The sequence below is a fragment of the Arthrobacter sp. QXT-31 genome (genome assembly GCF_001969265.1).
In the GTDB taxonomy this organism is placed as follows: Bacteria; Actinomycetota; Actinomycetes; order Actinomycetales; family Micrococcaceae; genus Arthrobacter.
Genome location: NZ_CP019304.1, coordinates 4,161,233 through 4,187,041, shown reverse-complemented (window position 1 = coordinate 4,187,041; position 25,809 = coordinate 4,161,233). Strand labels below are relative to the sequence as shown.

The 25,809-nt window shown below is 67.5% G+C and carries 22 protein-coding genes and 2 tRNA genes; 6 read left to right on the top strand and 18 right to left on the bottom strand.

The window, feature by feature from the left end; all coding sequences use genetic code 11:
• Nucleotides 1-40 precede the first annotated feature (40 nt).
• Nucleotides 41-1,249, top strand: coding sequence for an aminotransferase class I/II-fold pyridoxal phosphate-dependent enzyme (locus BWQ92_RS19020; protein WP_076802207.1), 1,209 nt, complete (start codon nt 41-43; stop codon nt 1,247-1,249).
• A gap of 2 nt (nt 1,250-1,251) precedes the next feature.
• Nucleotides 1,252-2,034: a spermidine synthase gene (locus BWQ92_RS19015; protein WP_172804308.1), complete on the top strand. Its 783-nt coding sequence runs from the start codon at nt 1,252-1,254 to the stop codon at nt 2,032-2,034.
• A 24-nt stretch (nt 2,035-2,058) separates the two neighbouring features.
• On the opposite strand, the gene rsmD is transcribed toward BWQ92_RS19015, so the two are convergent.
• The 4 genes from rsmD to BWQ92_RS18995 are packed head-to-tail and all read right to left on the bottom strand — an operon-like array spanning nt 2,059 to nt 6,981.
• Nucleotides 2,059-2,658 (bottom strand): 16S rRNA (guanine(966)-N(2))-methyltransferase RsmD, encoded by a 600-nt coding sequence (gene rsmD, locus BWQ92_RS19010; RefSeq protein WP_076802204.1) that lies wholly within the window; start codon nt 2,656-2,658, stop codon nt 2,059-2,061.
• Nucleotides 2,659-2,715: 57 nt separating this feature from the next.
• Entirely contained in the window at nt 2,716-4,935 is a 2,220-nt protein-coding gene (locus BWQ92_RS19005; RefSeq protein WP_076802202.1) for an ATP-dependent DNA helicase RecG, read from the bottom strand.
• Complete coding sequence (locus BWQ92_RS19000) at nt 4,932-5,933, bottom strand: DAK2 domain-containing protein (RefSeq protein WP_076802200.1); 1,002 nt, start codon at nt 5,931-5,933, stop codon at nt 4,932-4,934. Before BWQ92_RS19000 ends, BWQ92_RS19005 begins: the two co-directional genes overlap by 4 nt.
• A 22-nt stretch (nt 5,934-5,955) precedes the next feature.
• On the bottom strand, nt 5,956-6,981 hold the full coding sequence (locus BWQ92_RS18995; RefSeq protein ID WP_076802198.1) for a thiamine-phosphate kinase: 1,026 nt from the start codon (nt 6,979-6,981) through the stop codon (nt 5,956-5,958).
• Between the two features lie 120 nt (nt 6,982-7,101).
• Here BWQ92_RS18995 and BWQ92_RS18990 point away from each other — a divergent pair, with 120 nt between their 5' ends.
• Nucleotides 7,102-7,641, top strand: a complete 540-nt coding sequence (locus BWQ92_RS18990) for a DUF3515 family protein (protein ID WP_076802196.1) — start codon at nt 7,102-7,104, stop codon at nt 7,639-7,641.
• A gap of 22 nt (nt 7,642-7,663) precedes the next feature.
• Here the strand turns inward: BWQ92_RS18990 and BWQ92_RS18985 are convergent, their stop codons facing one another.
• The 6 genes from BWQ92_RS18985 to leuC all read right to left on the bottom strand — a co-directional run bounded on the left by BWQ92_RS18985 (nt 7,664) and on the right by leuC (nt 14,238).
• On the bottom strand, nt 7,664-8,818 hold the full coding sequence (locus tag BWQ92_RS18985) for a D-alanine--D-alanine ligase family protein (RefSeq protein WP_076803832.1): 1,155 nt from the start codon (nt 8,816-8,818) through the stop codon (nt 7,664-7,666).
• A gap of 17 nt (nt 8,819-8,835) precedes the next feature.
• Nucleotides 8,836-9,888 carry an NAD(P)H-dependent glycerol-3-phosphate dehydrogenase gene (locus BWQ92_RS18980; protein ID WP_076802193.1) on the bottom strand — a complete coding sequence of 351 codons (1,053 nt, stop codon included), beginning with the start codon at nt 9,886-9,888 and terminating at the stop codon, nt 8,836-8,838.
• Nucleotides 9,885-10,631: a lysophospholipid acyltransferase family protein gene (locus BWQ92_RS18975; RefSeq protein ID WP_076802191.1), complete on the bottom strand. Its 747-nt coding sequence runs from the start codon at nt 10,629-10,631 to the stop codon at nt 9,885-9,887. The genes BWQ92_RS18980 and BWQ92_RS18975 overlap by 4 nt, the downstream gene beginning before the upstream one ends.
• Nucleotides 10,632-10,641: 10 nt before the next feature.
• A complete protein-coding gene (murA, locus tag BWQ92_RS18970) occupies nt 10,642-11,967 on the bottom strand; it encodes a UDP-N-acetylglucosamine 1-carboxyvinyltransferase (protein ID WP_076802188.1) in 1,326 nt (441 codons plus the stop codon).
• Nucleotides 11,968-12,168: 201 nt separating this feature from the next.
• Nucleotides 12,169-12,771: a 3-isopropylmalate dehydratase small subunit gene (leuD, locus tag BWQ92_RS18965; protein WP_076802186.1), complete on the bottom strand. Its 603-nt coding sequence runs from the start codon at nt 12,769-12,771 to the stop codon at nt 12,169-12,171.
• A gap of 9 nt (nt 12,772-12,780) precedes the next feature.
• The gene (leuC, locus tag BWQ92_RS18960; protein WP_076803831.1) at nt 12,781-14,238 is read right to left on the bottom strand and encodes a 3-isopropylmalate dehydratase large subunit; all 1,458 of its coding nucleotides are present in this window, start codon (nt 14,236-14,238) and stop codon (nt 12,781-12,783) included.
• A 112-nt stretch (nt 14,239-14,350) separates the two neighbouring features.
• Here leuC and BWQ92_RS18955 point away from each other — a divergent pair, with 112 nt between their 5' ends.
• From BWQ92_RS18955 to BWQ92_RS18945, 3 genes are all read left to right on the top strand, one after another.
• Nucleotides 14,351-15,070 carry an IclR family transcriptional regulator gene (locus BWQ92_RS18955; protein WP_043420062.1) on the top strand — a complete coding sequence of 240 codons (720 nt, stop codon included), beginning with the start codon at nt 14,351-14,353 and terminating at the stop codon, nt 15,068-15,070.
• 206 nt (nt 15,071-15,276) lie between these two features.
• Complete coding sequence (locus BWQ92_RS18950) at nt 15,277-17,103, top strand: HNH endonuclease (protein WP_083706478.1); 1,827 nt, start codon at nt 15,277-15,279, stop codon at nt 17,101-17,103.
• 75 nt (nt 17,104-17,178) lie between these two features.
• Complete coding sequence (locus BWQ92_RS18945; RefSeq protein WP_076802181.1) at nt 17,179-17,730, top strand: DUF1697 domain-containing protein; 552 nt, start codon at nt 17,179-17,181, stop codon at nt 17,728-17,730.
• Nucleotides 17,731-17,743: 13 nt separating this feature from the next.
• On the opposite strand, the gene BWQ92_RS18940 is transcribed toward BWQ92_RS18945, so the two are convergent.
• The 8 genes from BWQ92_RS18940 to BWQ92_RS18905 form a co-directional block, all read right to left on the bottom strand.
• On the bottom strand, nt 17,744-19,339 hold the full coding sequence (locus tag BWQ92_RS18940; protein WP_236783002.1) for a GTPase: 1,596 nt from the start codon (nt 19,337-19,339) through the stop codon (nt 17,744-17,746).
• A 14-nt stretch (nt 19,340-19,353) separates the two neighbouring features.
• Entirely contained in the window at nt 19,354-21,111 is a 1,758-nt protein-coding gene (locus BWQ92_RS18935) for a dynamin family protein (protein WP_076803830.1), read from the bottom strand.
• A 224-nt stretch (nt 21,112-21,335) separates the two neighbouring features.
• Nucleotides 21,336-21,408 (bottom strand) — tRNA-Glu (locus tag BWQ92_RS18930).
• Between the two features lie 130 nt (nt 21,409-21,538).
• Nucleotides 21,539-21,610 (bottom strand) — tRNA-Gln (locus BWQ92_RS18925).
• Nucleotides 21,611-21,773: 163 nt separating this feature from the next.
• Complete coding sequence (locus tag BWQ92_RS18920) at nt 21,774-22,526, bottom strand: HAD family hydrolase (protein ID WP_076802175.1); 753 nt, start codon at nt 22,524-22,526, stop codon at nt 21,774-21,776.
• Complete coding sequence (gene gltX / locus BWQ92_RS18915) at nt 22,526-24,037, bottom strand: glutamate--tRNA ligase (RefSeq protein WP_076802173.1); 1,512 nt, start codon at nt 24,035-24,037, stop codon at nt 22,526-22,528. Before gltX ends, BWQ92_RS18920 begins: the two co-directional genes overlap by 1 nt.
• Before the next feature lie 55 nt (nt 24,038-24,092).
• Nucleotides 24,093-24,869 carry a fumarylacetoacetate hydrolase family protein gene (locus tag BWQ92_RS18910; RefSeq protein ID WP_076802170.1) on the bottom strand — a complete coding sequence of 259 codons (777 nt, stop codon included), beginning with the start codon at nt 24,867-24,869 and terminating at the stop codon, nt 24,093-24,095.
• 18 nt (nt 24,870-24,887) lie between these two features.
• The gene (locus BWQ92_RS18905; RefSeq protein WP_076803829.1) at nt 24,888-25,673 is read right to left on the bottom strand and encodes an MBL fold metallo-hydrolase; all 786 of its coding nucleotides are present in this window, start codon (nt 25,671-25,673) and stop codon (nt 24,888-24,890) included.
• Between the last annotated feature and the right edge of the window lie 136 nt (nt 25,674-25,809).

The following is a 25,809-nucleotide window of genomic DNA, read 5'->3' as shown; positions in this document are numbered from 1 at the left end:
CGCGGCAGGAAAGAGTGCCGGACAGACAGGCAGGAAACCAATGACACATTCACTTCCGGCGCCATGGCAGCGTGCGGCCACCGGGGCGAACCTGCTGGGAACGGACGGCGCCCTGGGCGTGACGATCTTCGAGGAGATGACCACGCTGGCCATGCAGACCGGCGCCATCAACCTCGGCCAGGGATTCCCGGATGAGGACGGCCCTGCGGAAATCAAGGCGGCAGCCCAGGCGGCGATCGCCGAGGGCTCCAACCAGTACGCGCCCGGCAAAGGCATCCCCCAGCTCCGGAGGGCCGTGTCCGCACACCAGAGCCGGTTCTACGGGCTGGAACCGGACCCCGACACAGAGATCATCATCACCACCGGCGCCACGGAGGCAATCGCCGCGTCCCTGCTGGCGTTCGTCGGTCCGGGGGATGAGGTTCTGACCTTCGAGCCGTTCTACGACTCCTATGGCGCCATCATCGGGCTGTCCGGTGCCGCGCATGTCACCGCCCCGCTGCTTGCCCCTGATTTCCTTCCCGACACCGCTGCCCTGGAATCGGCGTTCACCCGCCGCACCAAGGTGGTGCTGCTAAACAACCCGCATAACCCGACCGGTGCCGTCTTCCCGCGCGAGGTGCTTCAGCGCGTCGTCGACCTCGCCCGGAAGCATGACGCCATCATCATCACGGACGAGGTGTACGAACACCTCACGTTCGGCGTCCGCCACATTCCGGTGGCCACGCTGCCGGGCGCCGCCGACAGGACGATCACCATCTCCTCGGCAGGCAAGACCTTCTCGTTCACCGGCTGGAAAGTGGGGTGGCTGAGCGGCCCGGAGCACCTGGTGGCGGCCGTGCGGACGGTGAAGCAATTCCTCACCTACAGTTCCGGCACCCCGTTCCAGAGCGCCATCGCCGCCGCGCTGGCCCTGCCCGATGAATTCTACGAGGGCATCTCCGCCACGCTGCGGCAGAAGCGCGACATCCTCAGCGAGGGGCTGCGCGCAGCGGGCCTGAGGGTGTTCACGCCCGACGGCACCTACTTCGTCAACGTGGACACTTCGCCGCTCGGTATCCGCGACTCCGTGGACCTGGCCCGGCGCCTGCCCGGGCTGGTGGGCGTGGCAGCGATTCCGGTGCCGGTGTTCTGCCACCCGGAGGGAGCGGAGCGGACCCGCAGCCTGCTGCGGTTCGCGTTCTGCAAGCGCAATGACATCCTCGAGGAGGCGGCCACGCGGCTGGCCACCCTCCGGGACAGGCTCTGACCGTGGCCGGCGGCACCCGGGCATCGCGTTTCCTGCGTGGCATCGGCCAGCACGCGGTCATAGAACCGGATACGTTTACGGACGGCGGGTTCGTGCTGAGCATTGGCGGGGCCGAGCAGTCCCACGTGGACCTCGCCGACCCCGAGGACATCTTTTATGAGTACCTGCGCCGCATCGGCCACATCGTGGACCTCGCCGCCCCGTGGGGTGAGCCAATTCGCGCGCTGCACCTGGGCGCCGGGGCCCTGACGCTGGCGCGGTACATCCAGGTGACCCGCCCCGGATCCGTGCAGTACGCCGTGGAACTGGAGCGCGAATTGCTGGACTTCGTGCTGGAGCGGCTGCCGCTGCCGGAGGGCACAGACCTCCACACGGTCATCGGTGATGCGCGCGCTGCCCTGGCGGAACTGCCCGCGGAGCTCCGGTTCGACGTCGTTATCCTTGACATCTTCTCCGGACCGGAGGCGCCTGGCCACATCGCCTGCACCGAGTTCTACCAGGAGGCGGCGGCGCTCCTCACCGAACGCGGCGTGCTGATCGTGAATGTCGGCGACGAGCCCGGCCTGACCCTCGTCCGGAGCCAGGTAGCCGCGCTGCGCAGGGCCATGACGGACGTGGCCGCCTGCGCCGAGGCGGGCATGTTCACCGGAAAGTATCCGGGCAACATGATCCTTGCCGGCACCCGGAAGCCATGGCCGCCCGAGTGGACTGCCGCCTTGACGGCCCGTGGGCCCCATCCGGCGAGGGTCCTGGCCGGTGTGGAGCTGGACGGGCTGTCCGGGTAGGAACTAGCCCTCCAGCCGTAAAAATTAGTCCTCCAGCGCGAGGTCCACGTCCTGGCCGCTGGACGGTTCGGCGTACCACAGCCGGGTCTCGCCGTACTTCTTCTCCGCGAAGCGCTCCAGGCCGTCCGGCCACCCGGGTTCGGTGGCGCGTGATGAGCGCTCCACCACCACCACTGCCCCTTCGTTCAGGTGCGCCGCGAGCTTTTCCAGGACCGACGCCAGCGCGGGCTCGCCGAGGGGATATGGCGGGTCCAGGAAGGCGACGTCCCATTTGGTGTCCCCGGCCGTCCGTTCCAGGAAGGACTCGACCTTGGAGCGGTGCACCGTGACGGCTTTGCGGCCCAGGACTCCGTTGATGAGATCGGCGTTGCGCTGGCAAACGGCGCTGGCCTTGGCGTCGAACTCCACGAGGTCGACGGTCTCCGCTCCCCTGCTGGCGCTTTCAACCCCGAGGGCACCGGATCCGGCGTACAGGTCCAGGACGCGGGCGCCGCCGAGCACGTTGAAGGCATCCAGCCGGGAAAACAGGGCCTCCTTGACGCGGTCCGTGGTGGGACGCGTCAGGGAACCCGGGACGTTGGCCAGCGGGGTTCCGCCCGCGGCGCCGGCGACGATCCTGCTCATGGCCGGTCCCCCGCGCTGTCCCCTGCCTGCGGCAGTACGGGTGGCAGGGGGTTCGTGCTAGCCACGTTCAAGGAACGCCTCCTTCTCGGGATTCAGGTACTCGTCAATGGCCTCGGCAAGTGCGGCATGGCCGGCCAGGCCGGGGTCGGCGGCGACGATCTGCTGGGCATCCTGGCGGGCCCGGGCAATGATGTCCTCGTGTTCCAGTACGCGGAGCAGCTTCAGCGTGGACCGGCCGCCGGACTGGGAGGCGCCGAGGATGTCACCCTCGCGGCGCAGTTTGAGGTCCTCCTGCGAAAGCTCGAACCCGTCCGTGGTGGACGCCACCGCATCGAGCCGGCGCCGGCTGGGGTGGCCCGGTTCAAGCGTTGTCACGAGCAGGCACGTCCCCGGCAGGCCGCCCCGGCCCACGCGCCCGCGGAGCTGGTGAAGCTGCGAGATGCCGAAGCGGTCCGCGTCCAGGATGACCATCAGGGTGGCGTTGTGCACGTCCACGCCCACCTCGATCACGGTGGTGGATACCAGCAGCTTGGTCTGGTTGGCGGTGAACGACGCCATGGTCTCGGACTTCAGCACCGGGTCCTGGCGCCCGTGGAGCGGGGCCAGGGGCACTCCGGACAGCGCCGGCTCCTCCTTGAGGTGATCGACGACGGCGGTCACGGACGCCAGTTCGCGTGCGGGACCGTCCCCCTCCAGTTCCCCGGGATCAGGTTCCGCTTCACCGGGAGTGAAGTCGCCGTCGTCGTCCGCCCCAATCTTGGGGCACACGACGTACACCTGGTGGCCGGACTCGATCTCCTCGCGGGAACGGGACCAGATGCGGGCAGCCCAGGCGGGGTTCTCCGCGAGACCCACTACGTGCGTGGTGATCGGTGCCCGGCCGGCCGGCAGTTCGTCAAGCACTGACGTTTCGAGGTCACCGAAAACCGTCATGGCCACGGTCCGCGGAATCGGGGTGGCGGTCATGACCAGCAGGTGCGGCGGCTTGCTGGCCTTGGCCCGCAGGGCATCGCGCTGTTCCACCCCGAAGCGGTGCTGCTCATCCACCACGATGAGGCCCAGATCAAAGAATGTGACGTTGTCGCTCAGCAGCGCGTGCGTGCCGATGACAATCCCGGCCGTCCCGGAGGCGGCGTCGAGCAGCGCCTGCTTGCGGGCGGCCGTCGGCATGGAGCCGGTGAGCAGGCTGACCTGCACCGCGTTGTCACCCAGCCCGCCCAGGAGTCCGTCACGGGCCAGCGGGCCGAGCGTCCGCCGGATGGACTCGAAGTGCTGCGCCGCCAGGACTTCCGTGGGTGCCAGCAGCGCCGCCTGCCCCCCGGCGTCCACAACCTGGAGCATTGCCCGCAGCGCCACAATGGTTTTGCCGGAGCCGACCTCGCCCTGCAGGAGCCGGTTCATGGGCCAGTTCTGCGACAGCTCCTCCGCGAGCGTCTTGCCGACGGCGGACTGGCCGGCGGTCAGGGTGAACGGCAGCTGCCTGTCGAAGGCTGCAAGCAGTCCGTCGGTCACCGGACGCCGGGCGGTGGCCTCCTCGGCCGAAAGCTGGGCGCGCCGGCGGGCGAGGGCGGACTGGAGGACCAGCGCCTCCTGGTAGCGGAACCGGTCCCTGGCCTTGCGCCAGTCCTGCGCGTTTTCGGGGGTGTGGATGAGCCGGTAGGCCTCCGGCACCGGAAGGAATTTTTGGCGGGCTGATATGGCCGCCGGCAGCGGATCCGGCAAGGCGTCCAGGTCCGCGGTTGCCAGCAGGGCCTTCACGACATTGTGGATGGCCCAGCTGGTGATGCCTGCGGTGGCCGGGTAAATCGGGATGGGCATGGCCGCGAGCTTTTCAGGGTCCGTGCCCGCGATATCCGGATCCTTGTCCAGCAGCTGGTAGTTCGGATTGGTCAGCCCCAGTGAACCCTGATAGCGCGTCACCTTCCCGGAGAACATGACACGGCGTCCGGCATGCAGTTCGACCCTGGGGAGACGGGCGTTGAAGAAACTGATCTTCAGCGTGCCCGATCCGGCGTCATCGGTGACGAGGACATCGGTGATGGAGCCCTTGCGTTGCCGCATCTGCCTGGTGCTGTTGGAGACGACGCGGGCGATGAGCGTCACTTCCTCGTCGAACGGAAGCTCACTGATGCGCGTCAGGTCACCGCGGTTAATGTACTTCCGCGGGAAATGGTTGAGCAGGCCGCCCACAGTGGTGATGCCCAGGTGCTTCTCGATCGCGTTCGCGGAGCGTTTGCCGACCCGGCGCTCGAGGCCGAGTTCCATTTCGACGTTCATCTTCCCTCTGCGCCCATTCCCTCTGCGCTCACTTCACCTGACGGATCCCGGGGCAGGGCGAGGTCGCTGACGGACACGTCCGACGGCTCGCCCAGCGACCTGATCATCGCCAGGGCGGGGCCCGATTCGGCAACGTGGACGTGGACCCGCCACCGGTACCGGCCTTCGACGTCCGCGGAAGGACCCACCTGGCTCATGATCACGGAGTCACCAAGCTCATCGAGGCGCTGCCGGAGCATGGCGGCGTCGAGCGGCGAGAGGCTGATGGTGCACATGACCTCCACGCCGTCGTCGTCCGGCATGTCGGTGTGGATGTGGGGGTCCTGCAGGTCGTAGCCGTGCAGGCCGTCCAGCAGTTCGTTGCGGAGCTCCTCGCCAAGCACCACCGAGCGGAGGCAGTCGAGGATCAGCAGCATGCCCACACCGCCGGCGTCCACCACGTGCGCGGCCTGCAGCGCGTCAAGCTGGCCCTCCGTGCGGACCACGGCTTCGAGGGCGGCCGCCACGGCCGCGTCCAGGACAAGGCCCAGCGCATGGTTGCTGTCGTTGCCGTTCTGCCCGGCGTCGACGGCTGCGGCTGCCCGGCCCGCAGCCTCCATGACCGACAGCATGGTGCCGGGAACGGGGTCACTCAGCGCGGACCAGGCCCTTATCTGCGCGCGGTTGAGCGCGGCTGCGAGGAGGGACGATGTGAGCCGGGGATGCCCGGCCAGCGGTTCGGCTGCGGCACAGAGAAACACAGAGAACAGCGTGCCGGAGTTGCCCCTGGCCTGTTCCATGGCGGCCTGGCCTGCGCGCGCCAGGACGGCGCCCACGTCGTTGGGCTGCTGGCCCGCATCTTCCGGAACGGCGTCCTGCAGTGCCCGGGCCGCGGCACGGACCGTGAGGTACAGGTTGGTTCCGGTGTCGCCGTCGGCCACGGGGAAAATGTTGATGGCGTTGAGGCGGTCGCTGTGGTTGCCCAGTGCGGTTTCGGCCTTGCCCAACCACCGCTTCATCGCTTGCGCGTTCGCGGCAACCCTAGTCTGCAAAGTGATCCCATCCCACGGAGTCAGCGGGCCGTCCCGCGATCGTCACGCCCGGCGCCTTGTCTGCGCCGCAGGCCTGTACTGAGCCTATCCCAGTAAACCCGGGCGGCACCTGCATGCCCGCCGGGAATGTGGCCAGGAGTCCGTGGTCCTCCCCGCCCCCCAGCACCCAGGCGCGCGGGTCTGCCCCGAGCAGGGTGGCTGCCGGGCGCAGTGGCTCGGCAAGCGCGGCCAGCTGCCCGGGGTCCAGATCCAGCACGACCCCGCTGGCGGCGGCCATCCTGGTGCCGTCCCGCACCAGGCCGTCCGAAATATCCATCATGGCGGTGGCGCCGGAGAACCGTGCCAGCGGCCCCGCATCCAGGGGCGGCTCCGGCCGGCACTGAAGCTCAAGCATTGACAGCAGCTCCGGTGCCAGCGAGTCCACCTGGTGGCTGGATTCCAGCAGCGCCAGCCCGGCCGCTGCCCAGCCTGCCCGCCCGGCGATAGCCACGGCGTCGCCTTCCTGTGCACCGGACCGCAGAACTGGCTGCCCGCCGCCAAGCGTGCCAAGGACTGCAACGGTGACCGACAGCTCCCGCCCGCGGCCAAGGTCGCCGCCGGCAACGGAGCACGCACCGGCCCCCAGCTTGCTGATGGCTGCCGTGAGGCCGTCCGCCAGATCCTCGACCCATCCCACCGGCGTGTCAGGCGGCATGGTCAGGCTAATCACCATGGACGTTGCCGAGGCACCCATCGCGTTGATGTCGCTGAGGTTCTGCGCTGCGGCCTTCCAGCCGACGTCGTACCCGGTGGTCCGGTAGCCGTTGTTCCACTGAAGCCGGAAATCCTGGTCCTGGACCTGGGTGTCGATGCTGATGACTGTCCTGCCATCCGGAACCGCAACGATGGCGGCATCATCGCCGGGGCCGAGGACCACGGCGGCACTGTGCAGGGCGCTGAGTTCCAGGCGCGGGAAAATCCGGGCCAAAAGCTCCGCTTCGGACAGTTGGGCGACAGTCAATGGTGTTTGGGGCACGCCACTACGCTACCGCCACGGACGGACATTTTTAGCGGCGTCCGCGCTGCCTCAGTCACACGGTGCCCGGAGGGAACTGGGCGGTCAGAGCGGCTCGCTGCCGAGGGATAGGCTTGAAGGATGCATTACCCGCCTGCCCAGAAACCTGCCCAGAAACTTGTCCAGAAACCTGCCCAGAAATCCGTCCGCAGGCTGAGGGTGGCAGCAGCCGCGGCAGTGACTGGCCTGGCGCTGGGCGGCTGTTCACCCGCCGTCGACGTTGCACCGGCAGCCGATGCGGCCAATCCGGCCTGTGCCCCCATGATGGTGGCCCTTCCGGATGCCATCGGCGACGCCCGCCTGCGGAAAACGAACAGCCAGGCCACCGCCGCCTGGGGTGACCCGTCGCTGGTGATCCTGCGGTGCGGGGTAAACGCTCCGGGCCCCACCACAGACCGCTGCGTCAGCGTCAACGATGTCGACTGGGTCATCAAGGAGGGCAACCCCGTGTGGACGCTGACCACCTACGGCCGGGAACCGGCCACGGAAATCCTGATGGATCCCAACAAGATCAGCTCGGCCACCGTCCTTGCTGACCTTTCCGGCGCGGCCACGAAGATCAAGGCCAGCCGAAATTGCGTGGGCCAGGCGGACCTTCAGGACCTCCCCACCAGCAAATAGGCGGTGCGCCTGCCGGGCGGAATTAGCGCAGGCCGGTCCGCCGGTTCAGGGCCAGGTAGATCAGCTCGTCGATCAGCTCCGGATAGGACAGGCCGGTGGCCGCCCACATCTGCGGGTACATGCTCTTCGGGGTGAAGCCGGGCATGGTGTTGATCTCGTTGATGATGAGATCGCCGTCCGGGGTGTAGAAGAAGTCAACCCGGCTCAGGCCCTCCGCACCGACCGCCTCGAACGCCGCCGCGGCAAGCTCGCGGACGCGGGCGATCGCTTCCTCGGGCATGTCCGCGGGGCAGCTCAAGGCAGCAGCGTCATCCACGTACTTCGCCTGGAAGTCGTAGAACTCGTGCTGGTCCCCGGCCACCGAGATCTCGCCGGGCAGGGACGCGCGCGGCGCATCGGAACCGCGGCCCTCGAGCACGGCGCATTCGATTTCGCGGCCCACGATGCCGGCCTCGATCACCAGCTTGGGATCATGCTCGCGGGCCGCCTCAATGGCGGCGTCCAGGCCGTCCAGCGAGTCCACCTTGGAGATGCCCATGGAGGACCCCGCGCGGGCGGGCTTGACGAACACCGGGAAGCCCAGCAGGTCGACCTGCTTGCGGACGGATTCGGGGTCGTTGCGCCACTGCCGGTCGGTCACAGCGACGTAGGGGCCAACCTTCAGGCCGGCCGCCTCGAAGACCACCTTCATGAAGTGCTTGTCCATGCCAACCGCCGATGCCAGCACGCCGGCGCCGACGTAACGGGTGTCTGACAGCTCCAGGAAACCCTGGATGGTGCCGTCCTCGCCGAACGGTCCGTGCAGCAGCGGGAACACGACATCCACGGTGCCAAGTTCCTGCGGAACCTCGTTGGGGGCGGTCACGATCAGCTGGTGCTCTCCCCCGATCTCGGTGAGGGTCACCGTCTGGGCCGACGCCGGAACCTCCGGCAGCGCCGTCGCCGACAGGGACCACTGTGCCGTGTCCCCGGACGCGAGGACCCACTGGCCGGACTTGGCGATGCCGATGGGGACGACGTCGTACTTGGTCCGGTCGATGGCTCCCAGTACACCGGCCGCGGTCACGCAGCTGACGGCGTGCTCGCTGGAACGGCCGCCAAAAAGGACGGCGACGCGCGGCTTGCGCTGAGTCGTCCCCTCCTGGGTTGCGTTGCTGTTCTTGTCCGCTGCGGTCAAGTTTTCTTCCGACACTGTCAGTAATCGCCTTCGGCTTTAAGTTCCCGGGACAGCAGCAGCGGCCCGAGTTGGTCAACGGACAATTTTCCGGCGAGGACCGCTACGACGGCCGCCGTGATGGGCATTTCGACGCCGACCTTGCCGGCAAGTTCGTGGACGGCCGGCCCGGACTTGATGCCTTCGGCCGTCTGGGTCATTTTCTGCGCGACCTCGTCCAGCGTGAGCCCCTGACCCAGCAGGCGGCCCGCGGTGTGGTTCCGGGACAGCGACGAGGAGCACGTGGCCACCAGGTCCCCGAGTCCGGCCAGCCCCGCCATGGTGTGGGCTTTGCCGCCGAGTGCCAGGGCCAGCCGGGACGTTTCGGCCAGCCCGCGCGTGATGACGGAGGCTTTGGTGTTGTCCCCCATCTGCTTTCCCTCGCAGATGCCCACAGCCAGCGCGATGACGTTCTTGACGATGCCGCCGATCTCAACGCCGACGATGTCGGAGGTGGTGTAGGGGCGGAAGTAGGGGGCGGTGCAGCTTCTGGCGATCCAGCCGGCGACGGCGGCATCGGGGCAGGCAACGACCGACGCCGTGGGCTCCTCGCGGGCGATCTCCATGGCCAGGTTGGGCCCCGACACGACCGCGATGCGTTCGGCGGGGATGTCCAGCTCCTCGGCGATGACCTCGCTCATCCGTGCATCGGAACCCAGCTCGAGGCCCTTCATCAGGGACACCACGAGGGCGTCGGGCCCGATCAGGGGCTTCCACTTGCGCAGCTGGAGGCGCAGCGACTGCGCGGGAACGGCAAGGACCACCAGGTCAGCTCCGGACAGCACTTCGGCCACGTCCGTGGCGGCGGTGATGCTCGGCGGAAGGTCGATGTCGGCCAGGTACTGGGGATTGCGGTGGTTGCCGTTGATCTCGGCAACAACTTCCGGACGGCGTCCCCAGACCCGGATGCTGCGGTCCACCCCGGAGGCGGTGGCGGCGTCGGCGAGGATTTTCGCGAACGTGGTGCCCCACGAACCGGCGCCCAGCACCGCCACGGACACGGCGGAGCCGGGCCGGGCAGAGACAGGTGTCATTTTTTGCCCCGCTCAACGTCGCGGCCGTGCTTCGTCTGGTTGTGGGCGCTCGGGTCCCAGCGCCGGGCGGGGGGCTGCTCGCCGCGGAGTTCGGCCAGGAGTCCGGTCACGGCATCCATAATGACGTCCGTGGCTTCCGCCAGGGTGGCCTTGTCCCGGGGCTGGCCCATGAACCGCGAGAGGTCAACGGGGTCGCCGATCCGGATCCTGGACGTCTTGCGCGGGAAGAGGTGGAAGCGCTTGGCGTAGCGGGGAAAGAGCTCGTGCGCTCCCCAGTGCGCCATGGGCACCACCGGGATGCCGGTCTCGAGGGCCAGCCGGGCGGCCCCGGTGTGGCCCTTCATCGGCCACAGGTCGGGGTCACGGGTCAGCGTTCCCTCGGGGTAGATAATGATCGCCCCGCCCTCTGCCACGACCTCCTGGGCGAGCTGCAGCGAGCGGTTAGCACCCGCCGTCGAGCGTTCCACCGGGATCTGCTTGGTGGCGTGCAGCACGGCGCCCACAACGGGAACCTTGAAAAGGCCCGACTTCGCCAGGAAGTGCGGGGCCCGCTTCTGGCTGTACAGCATGTGCCCGATGACGAGGGGGTCGATCTCGGTGCAGTGGTTGGGTACGGCGATGAAGCCCCCGGCGGGAAGCTTGTCCGTGCCCTCCCATTTTTTGCTCATGATCAGGTTCAGGACCGGCCGGACGATGCTGGCGATCACCATGAACGTTATGTGGCTCCTGGCCGATTCCTTCACCGGGCCCCCGCTACTTCGCCGACGAGATGTCGAAGTCGGCGCCGAGCGCGGCCAGCTTTTCAGTGAACCGCTCGTAGCCGCGGTTGATGATGTCAATGCCCGTTACCCGGGAGGTGCCCGTGGCGGCCAGCGCGGCGATCAGGTGGCTGAAGCCGCCGCGCAGGTCCGGCACGTCAATGTCGGTTCCCTTGAGCTGGGTCGGACCCGAGATGACCGCGGAGTGCAGGAAGTTCCGCTGCCCGAAGCGGCACGGCACGCTGCCCAGGCATTCCCGGTGCACCTGGATGCTGGCACCCATGCGGATGAGGGCGTCGGTGAAGCCGAAGCGGTTCTCGTACACGGTCTCGTGCACGATGGACACGCCTTCAGCCTGGGTCAGGGCCACGACGAGCGGCTGCTGCCAGTCGGTCATGAATCCCGGGTGGACGTCCGTTTCCAGGACCAGGGGGCTGAGCTTGCCGCCGCGGTGGTAGAACCGGATGCCGTCCTCGGCGATATCCATGCCGCCGCCCACCTTGCGGAAGGTGTTCAGGAAGGTCATCATGTCCCGCTGGGAGGCGCCTTCAACAAAGATGTCGCCGCGGGTCACCAGGGCCGCGGAGGCCCAGGAGGCCGATTCGTTGCGGTCCGAGAGCGCGCGGTGGTTGTAGCCGCCAAGGTCGCGGACGCCCTCGATGCGGATGGTCCGGTCCGTCTGGACGCTGATGATGGCGCCCATTTTCTGGAGCACGGCGATGAGGTCGATGATCTCGGGCTCGGTGGCGGCACCGGACAGTTCAGTGATGCCTTCGGCGCGCGTTGCGCTCAGAAGAACCTGCTCTGTAGCGCCGACCGACGGGTAGGGCAGGGAGATCTTGGCCCCGTGCAGCCCCTTGGGCGCGGAGATGTGGATGCCACCGGGGCGCTTCTCGACGACGGCGCCGAACTGCCGCAGCACGTCCAGGTGGTAGTCGATGGGCCGGTCGCCGATCTTGCAGCCGCCCAGGTCCGGGATAAAGGCCTCGCCGATGGCATGGATCAGGGGGCCGCACAGCAGGATGGGGATCCGGGAGTCGCCGGCGTGGGCATCGATGGCCGTGCTCGACGCCGTCTTGGCCGCCTTGGGATCCAGGGTGAGATCCCCGGTGACCGGGTCCTTCTCGACGGTCACGCCGTGGAGCTGGAGCAGGCTGGTGACCACCTCAACGTCCTTGATTTCCGGGACGTTCCGCAGCACGGAGGGCTCGTTGCCCAGCAGCGCTGCCACCATGGCCTTGGGTACAAGGTTCTTGGCACCGCGGACGCTGACACGGCCAGTTAGCGGGACGCCTCCGCGGATTGTCAGAACACTACTCATTTACCGGTTTCCTCACGACTACTCGCCCCCAAATCCTTACAAAGGCACCAGCTAAGCATATGAGTTCGCGTTACCGAACCGAAATACTGACGCGGGTGTGTGGGCTTCGGCACGCGAACCGGGGGCAGCGGAAAGGCCCGCTGCGGCTGTGCACGGCGGGCCTTTCGGGAATGCTTCGTTGCCTTGCTAAGACGGCCTTACTTATGCAGTCTTCGCCGGCAGCGTGAGGGGCTTGAAGGACGGCCGCGTCGCTTCGTAGGCCGTGATGTCCTCCTCGTGCTGCAGGGTCAGCCCGATGTCATCGAGGCCCTCGAGCAGGCGCCAGCGCGTGTAGTCGTCGATCTCGAACGGTGCCACAACGTTGCCGCACGTGACGGTCTTGGACACGAGGTCAACGGTCACCTCGGTGCCCGGGGCGTTTTCGAGAGTCTTCCAGATGAGCTCGATGTCATCCTGGGCAAGCTGGGCGGCAAGGAGTCCCTGCTTGCCCGAGTTGCCGCGGAAGATGTCGGCGAACCGGGAGGAGAGCACGGCACGGAAGCCGTAGTCCTTGAGCGCCCAGACGGCGTGCTCGCGGGAGGAGCCCGTGCCGAAATCGGGGCCTGCCACCAGTACGGACCCGGTGTTGAACGGCTCCTGGTTCAGGATGAAGGACGGATCCTTCCGCCAGGCGGAGAAGAGCGCGTCTTCAAAGCCGGTGCGCGTAATGCGCTTGAGGTACACGGCCGGGATGATCTGGTCAGTATCGACGTTGCTCTGGCGCAGCGGGACGCCGATACCGGTGTGGGTGGTGAACTTTTCCATGGCGTCCTCCTAGGCTGCGTCGGTGGTCAGGGCTGCGGCGGATTCCGGTGCCGGATCGAGGTCCGAAGGCGAGCTCAGCGTGCCGCGGACGGCCGTGGCGGCTGCGACTACCGGGGAAACGAGGTGTGTGCGTCCGCCCTTGCCCTGCCGGCCTTCGAAGTTGCGGTTGGAAGTGGAGGCGCACCGCTCCCCCGGCTCCAGCTGGTCCGGGTTCATGCCGAGGCACATGGAGCAGCCGGCGAAGCGCCACTCCGCGCCGAAGTCCTTGAACACACGGTCCAGTCCTTCAGCCTCGGCCTCGAGGCGCACCCTGGCCGAGCCGGGAACCACGAGCATCCGGACCTTCGGGTCCTTCTCGCGGCCGCGGATGATGTCCGCCGCCGCACGCAGGTCCTCGATGCGGGAGTTGGTGCAGGAGCCCAGGAAGACGGTATCCACGCGGATGTCCTTCATGGGCGTTCCGGCTTCCAGTCCCATGTACTGCAGGGCACGCTCAGCGGCGGCCTTGGCGTTCTCGTCGCCGAAGTCCTCCGGGGACGGCACGTTGGCCGAGAGGGAGACGCCCTGGCCCGGGTTGGTGCCCCAGGTGACGAACGGCTCGAGGGTGTTGGCATCCAGGTCAACCTGGGCGTCGAAGACGGCATCTTCGTCGGTGCGCAGCGTGTTCCAGTACTCGACGGCGGCGTCCCAGTCCGCGCCCTCCGGCGCGTGCGGCCGGCCCTTCATGTAGGCGTAGGTAGTCTCGTCCGGAGCCACCATGCCGGCGCGGGCGCCTGCTTCGATGGACATGTTGCAGATGGTCATGCGGGCGTCCATGGACAGCGCGCGGATGGCGGAGCCGCGGTACTCCAGGACGTAGCCCTGGCCGCCGCCGGTGCCAATCTTGGCGATGACAGCGAGGATAATGTCCTTGGCGGTCACGCCGGGGCGCAGGGTGCCCTCGACGTTGATGGCCATGGTCTTGAAGGGCTTGAGGGACAGCGTCTGGGTGGCCATGACGTGCTCCACTTCGGACGTGCCGATGCCCATGGCCAGCGCGCCGAACGCGCCGTGGGTGGAAGTGTGCGAGTCGCCGCAGACCACGGTCATGCCGGGCTGGGTCAGCCCAAGCTGCGGGCCGACGACATGCACGATGCCCTGCTCGGCGTCGCCGAGGGGATGCAGGCGGACGCCAAACTCCTCGCAGTTGTTGCGCAGGGTCTGGATCTGGGTCCGGCTGGTCAGGTCGGCAATCGGCTTGTCGATGTCCAGCGTAGGGGTGTTGTGGTCCTCGGTGGCGATGGTGAGGTCCGGGCGGCGCAGCTTGCGGCCGGCCAGGCGGAGCCCTTCGAACGCCTGCGGGGAAGTCACCTCATGGACGAGGTGCAGGTCGATGTACAGAAGGTCAGGCTGGGCGTTGGCGCCGTCGCCGTCACCTTTGCGCACCACGTGCGCATCCCAGACTTTCTCGGCCAATGTTTTGGCCATGGCCATCTCCCTTCGGTGCTGTTTTGCTCTTAGTTCCACTGAAACAGCAGAGCTGTGTAATAAGCCAGTCAAATGATTTGCATCTCAGATATTGAGACGGCAATATCAATACATGGACAATTCTAGTGGAGTCGGTGTCATTGATAAAGCAGCGCAGGTGCTCGACGCGCTTGAGGCCGGACCCACCACTCTTGCGCAGCTCGTCGCTGCCACAGGACTGGCGCGGCCCACGGTGCACAGGCTGGCACTGGCGCTGGTTCACCACCGCCTGGTGAGCCGTGACATCCAGGGCCGCTTTGTCCTCGGCAGCCGGCTCGTCGAGCTCGCTTCCGCTGCCGGCGAGGACAGGCTGATCGCCTCCGCTGGGCCCGTGCTCATGCAGCTGCGCGACGCCACGGGCGAAAGCGCCCAGATCTTCCGCCGCCAGGGTGACTGGCGGGTCTGCGTCGCCTCCGCCGAACGGCCCATCGGGCTTCGCGACACCATCCCGGTCGGAACACAGCTGTCCATGAAAGCCGGCTCTGCGGCCCAGGTGCTGCTCGCTTGGGAAGACCACGACCGCCTGCTGGAAGGCCTGCAGTCGGCGCGCTTCACGCCCACCGTCCTGGCCGGAGTACGACGGCGGGGCTGGGGCCAGAGCCTCGGCGAACGTGAGCCGGGCGTCGCCTCAGTCTCCGCACCGGTGCGCGGCCCTTCCGGCCGCGTCATTGCCGCCGTTTCCATCTCCGGCCCCATCGAGCGGCTCACCCGCCAGCCCGGACGGCTGCACGCGGAAGTCGTATGCAACGCGGCCCGCGTCCTGACCGAAGCCCTCCGCAAGAATAACGACTGACTCCCCCCTTGATGGACCCGCCGGCGAGCGGATCTAAATACAGCGCCCAACCGGGTGGCAGTTCAGGGCCTTCCCCCCGCCGGAAACGCCTTGATCTGCTACCCGGTTTTTGGTAGCGGGACGCATCCAAAAAAGTTTCTGGATTCTGTTCAGATCTGGTGCCCGATCCGCCTTATTTTGTCGTACCCCCCAGGCAGACTGTGTTCATGGAGGTTCTCGGGAACTCAGCAGCAGCACCGGCCACGCGTGCCGGCGGGCTGCCTGGCGACACCGTTCCCGACGGCTGGTTCTCCGAAGAGGTTTTTCCCTTTGAGGGCTTCGCCGGCGACGAATTTCCCTACGGCGCTGATCCGGACTCCGCGTATCCGGAGGACCCTTTCCCCGGCGGGGAGTATGAGGACGGGGTTTTTCCGGAGGACCCGTTCCCCGAGCTCCTTGATGCCCCGTTCCCCGAGCTCCTTTCCAGGGACCACCTGTTCACGGACGCCCCCACCGCCAGTGGCGCGGCCTCCGGTGCCGACGCCGCTCCTACACCTGGGCTGGGTGTCGACGACCGGGTCGGGACGGTAAAGACGCTGTTGCGGGCCGATCTCAGCACCGATGGTCCCGGGCTGATGGACCAGACCACGGTGCTGGAGAAATTCAAACGCTGGGCCACAGGGCAGCAGGCCCGGCTGGCCGTCGAGTTCGAAGCCAGACAGCGGCAGGAACAGGCCGGACCCGCGACCGTGAACGGTCCGGCGCAGGCCGCTTCCGGGCTGGCCACAAGCAGCACCCTCTCGGCCGAGGACCTGGGCAAGAAGCGGCCCAAGGAACACTCCCTGGGTGTGGCCGAGCAGATCGCGCTGGCCCGGGGTGAGTCCCCGCACCGTGGCGGCCGGCTGCTGGGCATGGCGAAGGCCCTGGTCATTGAGATGCCGCACACCCTCGGTGCATTGGATACCGGCCTGCTGAATGAAGAAAAGGCCATGTATGTCGTGAAGGAAACGGCCGTCCTGACGGTGGAGGACCGGGCCGCGGTCGATGAGGAACTCGCCGCCGATACCGGGACCTTCGACGGGGTGGGGACCCGCGGCGTCATCGCCGCGGTCAAGGCCGCCGCCACCCGGCGTGACCCGCGCTCGGTCACCCAGCGGGCCAGCCACGCCGCGTCCGAGCGGAGCGTGAGTTTGCGCCCGGCCCCGGACTGCATGACGTACCTGACAGCCCTGCTGCCCGCCCACCAAGGCGTGGCCGTGTATGCGGCACTCACCCGGCAGGCCGACGCCCTCCGCTCCGCCGGGGACCCACGCTCCCGGAACCAGGCCATGGCCGACACCCTCGTCGAGTGGACCACCGGCACCCCCGGCGGCATTACCGGCGTCGAGGTCAACCTCGTCATGACCGACCGCACCCTCCTCCAGGGGGACAGCGAACCTGCAAGGCTCACCGGCTACGGCATCGTCCCCGCAGCCTGGGCCCAGGAACTCCTCAACCAGGAACAAGTAGCGCAGCAGCCCCTCCAGCCAAACACTGGCAGCTCAAACGCGTCCGGCTCGAATACAGGCAAGAAGGACGCGGTGATCCGCCGGAACGGCGCCGTGAAAGACCTGAGGATCTGGCTGCGCCGGCTCTACACCGCCCCGGACACCGGCGACCTGGTCGCCATGGACTCGAAACGGCGGCTCTTCCCGCCACCGCTGCGCCGCTTCATCCAGGTCCGCGACGACACCTGCCGCACCCCCTACTGCGACGCACCCATCCGACACCTAGACCACATCGTCCCCTGGCACAACGACGGCCCAACCAGCCTCGCCAACGGCACCGGACTCTGCGAAGCCTGCAACCACACCAAAGAACTCCCCGGCTGGAAAGCCCAACCCAGACCAGGACCAAGACACACCATCGAAATCACCACACCGACCGGCCACACCTACCAATCCACCGCACCCCCGCTACCCGGAACCAGGCTGGCCAGTCTGACCGGAACCAGACGCGTTGGAGCGGGGCTTCGCGAAGCTCACCACATCGAAGACGACGGCCCGGCGCCGTAGCACCCGCCGGCATATTGTCCGAGACCGTAGAGGGAAGCTCGGCCGTGACGCACTATCGCGCAGTAGTGTGGGCGCATGACCAGCTATGCAGTGTTCCTCCGCGGCATCAATGTGGGCGGCATCAACATCAAGATGGCGGACCTTAAGGAGGCCCTCAAGGACGGCCCGTTCAGTGGCGTGAAAACGCTGCTCGCAAGCGGCAATGTTGTGCTGGCCAGCGACCTGGGTCCTGCCACCGTCAAGAAGGAGTTCGAGACAACGCTGCGGGAGGGCTTCGGCTATGACGCCTGGGTGGTGGTGCTGACCTCGGACCGCGTGGCTGAACTCGTGGCCGCGTGCCGCTACCCAGCCGACGACAAAACCACCCACACCTATCTCACCCTTGCCTCGGACCCGGCTGCACTGGACGAGTTGTCCGCGACAGGGCAAGCACTGGACAACGTGGAGCTGGAACGGCTGGGCGCCGAAGCCGTGGCCTGGCTGGCGCCCGCCGGCGGTACCCTTGAGAGCCCTTTCAGCAAACTGACGGCCAAGCCGAAGTACAAGGCTTCCACCACCACCCGAAACCTCCGCACCATGATCAAGGTCCGGGATGCCGCGAGGGCCCTGGAGACAGCAGCCGGCTGACGCGCCGGCAAAGCTAGCCCGCGGCCGTCCGCAGCGCGGCGTTAAACGCTTCCAATCGCCGAACTTCCGCCTCCACGGGTTCCACCACCAGCCGGTCCGCCACGTCTGCCACCGCCGCATTGAGCCGCTTCCTGGCCCTGGCGCCGCGGCGCTTCGCCACCCCGGCAGTAATGAACTTGGCCGTCACGGCGAGCAGGATCCCTAGTGCGGCTCCGCCCGCAACCATCAGGGTGGGCACGGGCCAGCCCTCCACACGCGGCACCTCGGGAACGGGCAGCTGCAGGTAACCGAGGCCCGCAAGCACGCCCAGCCAGCCCAGGCCAGCCACGGCCGCGAGCAGCGCCAGCCATTGGATGATGTTGAAGGCACCCCACCACCAGGACTTCCGCCCCGCTCCAAGATCTGCCCCGGCGATGGCCTGGTCAAGAGCATCCGGCAGCCGGTCCCTCCCCATCCGGGCGGCCGTGCGGATGGAGGCGCGCCAGGGACCGGGTGCACCGTCACTGGCGGCGTCGGCAAAGTTGCGAACGGCAGCGTCGGTCCGCGCGCGTTCCGGAGCGCCCGCGGGCGGCAGGGACGTCCGGTTCACCTCGGCGCTGGCGTCACGGCGCAGGTTGAGCCGGCGCAGCGGATCGGGTCTGAAGCGCACCAGCCAGCGGGTCACCGGCCAGCCTGTGCGCCGGGTCGACTCGATCCGGTACGACGAGGACACGGCATCGGCCACCAGCGGCACGTTGGCCGCCTTGGCCAGCTCATCAGCGAGCCGCGCCGCGGTCCCGCGCTGAACGCCTGCAGCATCCCCGCGGCCGGAGGCTTCCTGCAGCTGGGCCGCAGCCTTGGTCACATCCGCGGACAGCCGAAGGGACAGTGCTTCCCGCTGCGACACCACACGGCGGATGGCAGCCCGGACATTGTCCACTCCCGATCCGGTCAGCGCGGAGGCGGCCAGGACCTGTACCTTGCCCAGCCCGTCGCGGGCGAGGATCCCCTTCAGCGACTCCAGCACGGGCTTGACGTCGGCATCCGGCAGCCTGTCCACCTGGTTGAGCACCACCAGCGTGACGGCACCGTGCGACGCCAGCGGCGCCAGAAATCCGTTGTGGACGGCGGCATCGGCGTACTTTTGCGGATCCAGCACCCAGACCAGGACATCCACCATTCCCACCAGCCGCTGCACGATATCCCGGTTCGCAGTCCGCGTGGAATCAAAGTCGGGCAAGTCCAGCAGAATCAGCCCGGTGTCCTCGTCGGCGAACCCGTCCACGGGGACTGCATGGTGGCGCGCCTTCACGTCCAGCCAGTCAAGCAGCGGCTCGCTGCCGTCGGCACCCCACACACTCGCCAAAGGTTCGGACGTGGTCGGCCGGCGCGCCGCCGCCGTCGCAATTTCAGCGCCGTTTACGGCGTTGAACAGCGTGGACTTTCCGCTTCCGGTCGCTCCAAAGAAGCCCACCACCGTGTGCTCTGCTGAGAGCGCACGCCGTGACCGGGCACGTTCCAGCACCCCGAGAACGTCCTCCAGCGCGGCGTCGGGCAGCACGCCTTCGGCCAGTTCACGCGCCTCGCCCAGCGCTTCGAGGCGGCCCTGCAGCCGTGTCTCTTCCTTCATCCTCCCCCGGCGGTTCACGTGGCGTCCGCCAACCGCGTCAGCGCCCGTGCATGCTCGGCGAGCTCGACGGCGGCCTTCCCGGCGTCCGCGTCCAGCCTCTCCAGGAACCGCTCCTGCTCCGCCGCCAGCAGGTTTCGGCACCTGCTGCTCAGGTCGTCGCGGGCGGTGTGGGCGAGCCGGCGTACGGCGTCCTCGCCGAAGACGGCTTCCAGCAGTTTCTGCCCCACCACCGCGGTGCCCCCGGCGACGCCGATCTCCAGGCCGGTCAGCCCGGCCGTCATGGAAAAAACCACAATCATCAGGGCTGCACCGAGGCCGTTGATGCCAAAGGACAGCCACCGCGCCTGGGTCCGCTTGTCCTGGCCTTCGGTCCTGATCAGTTCCATCAGCCCAGCCTGCCAGTCGCGTATTTCCGCCGCCACGCGGTCCCCAAAGCCGGGACCCGTTCCGGAGAGGTCGTCCGTGCCCAGGAGCTGCCGGCCCGCCGGATCCGAGCGCCAACGCTGGTCTGCGTCCTCCGCTGCCTTGGCAGCCTCATCCAGGATGACCGCCTGGAGGCCTGTTTCAATGGCGGTTTCCACTTTCACTGCCGGCGCAGGCTCGCCGCGGAAGAATGCGCCCAGGCGGTCGCGGAACCGCCCCACGTTCTGCTCCAGGCTGCGGAAGAACTCGCCCGTTCCCACGAAGTCCTGCCAGCGGGCCAGGACCTCGCCACGGAGGAGGGCACCGTCTTTGGTGGCGTCGATGATCCGTGTGCCCGCATCCTGGTAGGCGGCCCGCACGTCATCACCCAGCAGGGTGGCGGCGCGGCCCTGTTCCCCGGCGGCTTCGGCGATGTGCGCCACACGCTGGCCCAGCTCTCGTACAGCACCATGCAGCGTCCGCCTTGCGATGTCGGCGCGGGCCGCCGCATCTTCGGCAAGGCCGCGCAGCCAGGCTTTCAGCGGCTGCACGGTTTCCGCCGGAAGCATGCCGGCGCTGCCGAGCACGACTTCCGGAATGACGAAGAGGCGCGCGGCGCCCAAGCCCTCCCGCGCCAGCATGCTGCGCAGGTCCTCGCGCACTTCCGCTTCAGCGGCCGGCGGCACACGGTCGAGGACCACCGCCACCATGATGTCCCGCGATGCCGCGTTCAGCAGCAGCTTCCATGGGACGGCGTCGGCGTACCGGTTGGCGGTGGTCACGAAGATCCAGAGGTCGGCGGCCGCCAGCAACTGCCCGGCGAGCCTGCGGTTCTCGTCGGAGATGGAGTCGACGTCGGGCGCATCCAGCAGTGCAATGCCTTCGGGCACGGCTGGTTCGCCTACCAGGACCAGCGACGAGACGGGAGCAGAGTCCGACGGCGGCCCGGCCTGCCCGGCCGGCTGGCGGTTTGGGAGGGCCGGGACAGCGGCCGGGACTACGGTTCCGCGGATCCGGCTGAGGCCGGGCAGTACCCGCTGGTCCTCGAACCAGGCGGCTTCCGAGGGATGGTGCAGCAGGATGGGCTGCCGGGTGGTGGGCCGGATGGCCCCGGCACGCGTTACGGGATGGCCCACGAGCGCGTTCACGAGAGTTGATTTGCCGGCGCCCGTTGAACCGCCGACGACGGCCAGCAGCGGGGCGTCCAGGCTGCGGTAGCGGGGCAGGATGTAGTCATCGAGCTGGGCCACGGAGTTCCGGATCTCCAGCCGTGCCTGGTCGGCCGTCGGCAGCGCCAGCGGCAGCGTGACATCTGCCAGGTTGCGGCGGACCTCCTCGAGGAGGCGCACGCCGGCAGGCTGCGTTTCCATGTCCTGGCCGCTGGCTGGCGGGATCCGGTTGGAGGTCACAGCCTCATCATGCCAGTTCAGATGTGTTTTGGGGTTCAGGACCACCGAACAGAGCGGAACCACAGGACAGAGTGGAGCCACCGAACAGAGTGGAGCCACAGTACAGAGCAGAACCACAGAACAGACCATACAAATTCAGGCAACACAAAACCGGCCCCGGGCTGTTGCCCGGAGCCGGTTGCTTGTGACCCCAGCGGGATTCGAACCCGCGTTACCGCCGTGAGAGGGCGGCGTACTAGGCCGCTATACGATGGGGCCGCGTACTTTCCGATCAGCGTTTCCGCTGATCAAGCCAAGTTAGTGTTTCACACATTTGGCTTTGTTCCAAATCGATGATTTTCGATTCGCAACACCTGAAATTCTTCGGAAAATCCGGAGAAATCCAGAGCTGGGATACCAGGACTCGAACCTAGAATGACGGTACCAGAAACCGTAGTGTTGCCAATTACACCATATCCCATTGGCACTTTCGGGCCGGTGGAAAGTCTTTATCTTTCGCTCCGTGCCCCTCAGCACGAGTAATTACTCTACCCGAGACTTTTGCGCCGCACAAATCGGCAGGCCGTTACCTGCGCCACACTTTCTGAACGCCTCAAGCGGGAGCAGGCAACGGACCCAACCGGCTAGCTGGAGCCGGCAGGCAGCGCCAGGAGTTCCAGCAGGGAGGCGACTTCCTGCCCCTGGAAACCAGGGGCCTGTTCCCCGCCGCGGTTCAGCCAGATGCCCGACAGTCCTGCCGCCGTCGAGCCCTCAGCGTCCAGAAGCCGGTTGTCCCCGATATACAGAGTGGTGGCAGGAGTGCTGCCGATCAGCCGGACACCCTCGAGGTAGATGGCCGGGTCCGGCTTGGGAACACCCACCGTGTCCGTGCCCACGAGGAACCGGATCCGTTCCAGTCCGGCACTGTCCAGCTTTGCCCGCTGGTAGTCGTGCACATTGTTGCTCACAGCCCCGTAGGGAATGCCCGCCTGGTCCAGGGCGTCGAGAAGCGGCACGACGTCCTCAAAGGCCCGAACATAGCTGGGCTGCAACCGTGCATAGGTGCTGAGCCAGTTATGCGCTTCCTCCCCCTCGCCCATCTCGACGCCGAAGTGCCCCAGGGCCGCACGGCCCCGGAGCAGCCGCTGCTCATTGAACGTCAACTCGCCGGCAAGGTAGCGGTCGTAGTAGTGGGTCGTCTCGTGCGTGAAGATCCGCCCCACCCGGTCCCACCCGGCCTGGTCGAGGCCGGGCAGGAGGTGTTCGCTGGCGTCCCGCAGCGCCGTGGTCATGGCGTAGGCAAGGTCCACCAGCGTGTCGTCGATGTCGAACAGGACACCGCTGACTGCCCCGAGGCCAGGTGAAAGGACAGCGGTTTCGGCTGCAGGGTGTGACATCAGCCGCGGAAAGCGCGCAGGCGCGCCAGAGACGAGTCCTTGCCCAGGATGACCATGGACTCAAAGAGCGGCGGGGAGATCCGGCGGCCGGAGATCGCAGTGCGCACTGGACCGAACGCAAGCCGCGGCTTGATACCCAAGTCCTCCACCAACGCCTGCTTCAGGGCGGACTGGATGTTCTCTGCGTTCCAGTCGCTGATCGGTTCGAGGGCTGCCAGCGCCGCCTCGAGGACCTCGGTGACGTTCTCCGGCAGGCCCTTGCGGGCGTCAGCGGCGACGTCGATCTGGTCGTCAGACTTGAAGAGGAAAGCCAGCATCTCCGGAGCTTCGCCGAGCAGGGTGATCCGTTCCTGGACGAGCGGTGCGGCTTCGGTCAGGATCTCCTCCTGGCGGTCGGTGAGAATCTCCCCCACCAGGCCCTCGTGGCGGAGGTACGGGACCAGCCTTTCGCGGAAGACCGCGGGGTCCAGCAGCCGGACGTGCGTTCCGTTGATCGCTTCGGCCTTCTTGAGGTCGAAGCGGGCCGGGTTGGCCAGGACGTCGTGGATGTCGAAGTTCTTCACCATCTGGTCCACCGTGAAGATGTCCTCGTCGGCGCTCAGGGACCAGCCCAGCAGAGACAGGTAGTTCAGCAGGCCCTCGGGGATGAAGCCGCGTTCCCGGTGCAGGAACAGGCTCGATTCCGGGTCGCGCTTGGACAGCTTCTTGTTGCCCTGGCCCATGACGTAAGGCAGGTGGCCGAACTCCGGCATGTACTCTGCCACACCCACCGCATACAGCGCCCGGTACAGGGCGATCTGGCGCGGCGTGGAGCTCAGCAGGTCCTCGCCGCGAAGGACGTGGGTGATGCCCATGAGGGCATCGTCCACCGGGTTGACCAGGGTGTACAGCGGTGCGCCGTTAGCCCGCACCACGGCGAAGTCCGGCACAGAGCCGGCCTTGAACGTGATCTCGCCCCGGACCAGGTCGGTGAACGTGATGTCCTCGTCCGGCATCCTCAGCCGCAGTACCGCTTCCCGGCCCTCGGCCTTGAAGGCAGCGACCTGTTCCTCGCTGAGGTCACGGTCAAACCCGTCATAGCCCAGCTTGGGGTCCCGGCCGGCGGCCCGGTGGCGCGCTTCGATCTCGTCAGGGGTCGAGTAGGACTCGTAGATGTGGCCGCCTGCCCTGAGCTTGGCGATGACATCCTGGTACAGCTCGCTCCGCTGCGACTGGCGGTACGGTTCGTGCGGCCCGCCCACCTCGACGCCCTCGTCCCAGTCGATGCCGAGCCACTTCAGGGCGTCCAGCAGCTGGTGGTAGCTTTCCTCGCTGTCGCGCGCCGAGTCGGTGTCCTCGATGCGGAAAATCATCTTGCCGCCTGTGTGGCGGGCATAGGCCCAGTTGAACAGCGCCGTGCGGATCAGCCCGACGTGCGGGGTGCCCGTGGGAGACGGGCAGAAGCGGACGCGAACGGGCGTTTCGGCGGTGACGGCAGGGATGGCAGCAGGAGCGGCGGAGGGGGTAGTCATAGTGATACCAACTTTACCAACCGGCTACCCCTGCGCCGTCCCCGGGTGGGTACGGCTAGCGGCGGACCACGGGGTTCGACAAACGGCCGATGCCCTCGATCTCCACTTCGTACCGGTCGCCGGCCTGGACGAGGCCGACGCCCGCCGGCGTGCCGGTCATGATGACGTCGCCGGGCAGCAGCGTGAACGCGCTGGAGACGATGGAGACCAGTTCGCGGACGCCGCGGATCATCTGGGTGGTGCTGCCGTCCTGGCGAAGTTCACCGTTGAGCCGGCCCTTGATGGACAGGTCCTCCGGATCGAGGTCGGTTTCGATCCATGGTCCCAGGGGCGCGGACGTGTCGAAGCCCTTGGCGCGGGCCCACTGGAGGTCGGTTTTCTGCACGTCGCGGGCGGTGAGGTCGTTGCCGCAGGTGTACCCGAAGATGACGTCGTCCACTCGGTCTTCCGGCACGTCCTTGCAGATGCGGCCGATGACGACGCATAACTCCGCCTCGAAGGAGACCTCCTCGGAGAACTCGGGGAGGACAACAGGATCGTTCGGGCCAACCACGGACGTGTTGGGCTTCAGGAACAGCAGCGGCTGCTGGGGCACCTCATTGCCGAGCTCGTGGGCGTGCTCCACAAAGTTCCGGCCCACGCCGATGACCTTGCTGCGCGGAATAATGGGCGCCAGCAGGCGGACATCCTCCAGCTTGTGCCGCACCGAAGTGCGTTCCACGCCGTTGAAGAACGGGTCGCCGTTGATGACAGTGATTTCCTCACTGCCGGGCTGGCCTTCAACAACGCCGTAAAGGGGATCAGAATCGACTACAAACCGGGCAATACGCATGGCCCCAAGCCTACAGTCTCAGCCTCGCCCACTCAGGAAGCGAAGGTACTGCAGCTGCGCCGCCACGGAATTCTCTGCGGCGCGCCGCACGGAAGGGTCGACGTCGGCGTAGACAACGCTGGTGACCTCGCCCACTCCGGCGTCAGGGCCGAGGCCGGCGAGAGCAGTACGGATCTGCGCCAGCCGGTCCAGCCGATGGTCCCGGTAGGCGCGGACCACTGCGTCGAGGGCGGGCAGGACAGGGCCGTGGGCAGGCAGGACCGTGGCGGGCCCCAGCTGCTCCAGCCGGTCGAGTGAGGCGAGGTAGTCGGCCAGCGTGCCGTCCGGGTGATCCAGGACGGTGGTTCCCCGGCCCAGGATCGTGTCACCGGTCAGCACGGAACCGGCAGGTCCGTCGAGGGGAAGGTGGAAGCAGACGGAGTCCGAGGTGTGCCCGGGTGTGGAAACCACCCGGATCTCGGTTCCGCCGGCGGCGATGGTCTCCCCCGCCTGCAGCGTGCTTCCCCCATGGCAGTGCTCGCGGGCGGCGGCACGGACGGGCGCGCCGGTGATTTCTGCAAGGCGGGCCGAACCGGCGGTGTGGTCCGCGTGCCGGTGCGTGACCAGGATGAGCTCCACCGGCCCGGCTGCCGCGAGCGCCTGGAGATGGGTTTCGTCCAGGGGACCAGGATCAACCATCACCACGGCCCCATGGCCAGGTTCCCCGACGACGTAGGAGTTGGTCCCCTCGAGGCTCATCGGGCCCGAATTGGGCGCGAGGCGGAAGCGGGTCAGCGGGCTGCTGCGGGTAAATGCAGTGGACATGTCCTGATTCACAGGTTTCATTCTGTCATCCGGTACCACCGGATACAGCCGGACAAAATGGCACAAGAACGACGGCGGGCGGCCGGTGGGCTGCCAAAACAGCCCAGCCGGCCACCCGCCGTCGTTCTATAACCGC

Coding starts and splice junctions, on each gene's coding strand:
- leuD (WP_076802186.1), bottom strand. CDS start 12,771: ATGGAAAAGTTCACCACCCACACCGGTATCGGCGTCCCGCTGCGCCAG.
- BWQ92_RS19000 (WP_076802200.1), bottom strand. CDS start 5,933: ATGAAGCGGTGGTTGGGCAAGGCCGAAACCGCACTGGGCAACCACAGC.
- rsmD (WP_076802204.1), bottom strand. CDS start 2,658: ATGAGCAGGATCGTCGCCGGCGCCGCGGGCGGAACCCCGCTGGCCAAC.
- gltX (WP_076802173.1), bottom strand. CDS start 24,037: ATGACTACCCCCTCCGCCGCTCCTGCTGCCATCCCTGCCGTCACCGCC.
- leuC (WP_076803831.1), bottom strand. CDS start 14,238: ATGGCCAAAACATTGGCCGAGAAAGTCTGGGATGCGCACGTGGTGCGC.
- BWQ92_RS18950 (WP_083706478.1), top strand. CDS start 15,277: ATGGAGGTTCTCGGGAACTCAGCAGCAGCACCGGCCACGCGTGCCGGC.
- BWQ92_RS19005 (WP_076802202.1), bottom strand. CDS start 4,935: ATGAACGTCGAAATGGAACTCGGCCTCGAGCGCCGGGTCGGCAAACGC.
- BWQ92_RS18920 (WP_076802175.1), bottom strand. CDS start 22,526: ATGTCACACCCTGCAGCCGAAACCGCTGTCCTTTCACCTGGCCTCGGG.
- BWQ92_RS18945 (WP_076802181.1), top strand. CDS start 17,179: ATGACCAGCTATGCAGTGTTCCTCCGCGGCATCAATGTGGGCGGCATC.
- murA (WP_076802188.1), bottom strand. CDS start 11,967: ATGAGTAGTGTTCTGACAATCCGCGGAGGCGTCCCGCTAACTGGCCGT.
- BWQ92_RS18955 (WP_043420062.1), top strand. CDS start 14,351: ATGGACAATTCTAGTGGAGTCGGTGTCATTGATAAAGCAGCGCAGGTG.
- BWQ92_RS19020 (WP_076802207.1), top strand. CDS start 41: ATGACACATTCACTTCCGGCGCCATGGCAGCGTGCGGCCACCGGGGCG.
- BWQ92_RS18940 (WP_236783002.1), bottom strand. CDS start 19,339: ATGAAGGAAGAGACACGGCTGCAGGGCCGCCTCGAAGCGCTGGGCGAG.
- BWQ92_RS18910 (WP_076802170.1), bottom strand. CDS start 24,869: ATGCGTATTGCCCGGTTTGTAGTCGATTCTGATCCCCTTTACGGCGTT.
- BWQ92_RS18935 (WP_076803830.1), bottom strand. CDS start 21,111: ATGGAAACGCAGCCTGCCGGCGTGCGCCTCCTCGAGGAGGTCCGCCGC.
- BWQ92_RS18990 (WP_076802196.1), top strand. CDS start 7,102: ATGCATTACCCGCCTGCCCAGAAACCTGCCCAGAAACTTGTCCAGAAA.
- BWQ92_RS18980 (WP_076802193.1), bottom strand. CDS start 9,888: ATGACACCTGTCTCTGCCCGGCCCGGCTCCGCCGTGTCCGTGGCGGTG.
- BWQ92_RS18905 (WP_076803829.1), bottom strand. CDS start 25,673: ATGTCCACTGCATTTACCCGCAGCAGCCCGCTGACCCGCTTCCGCCTC.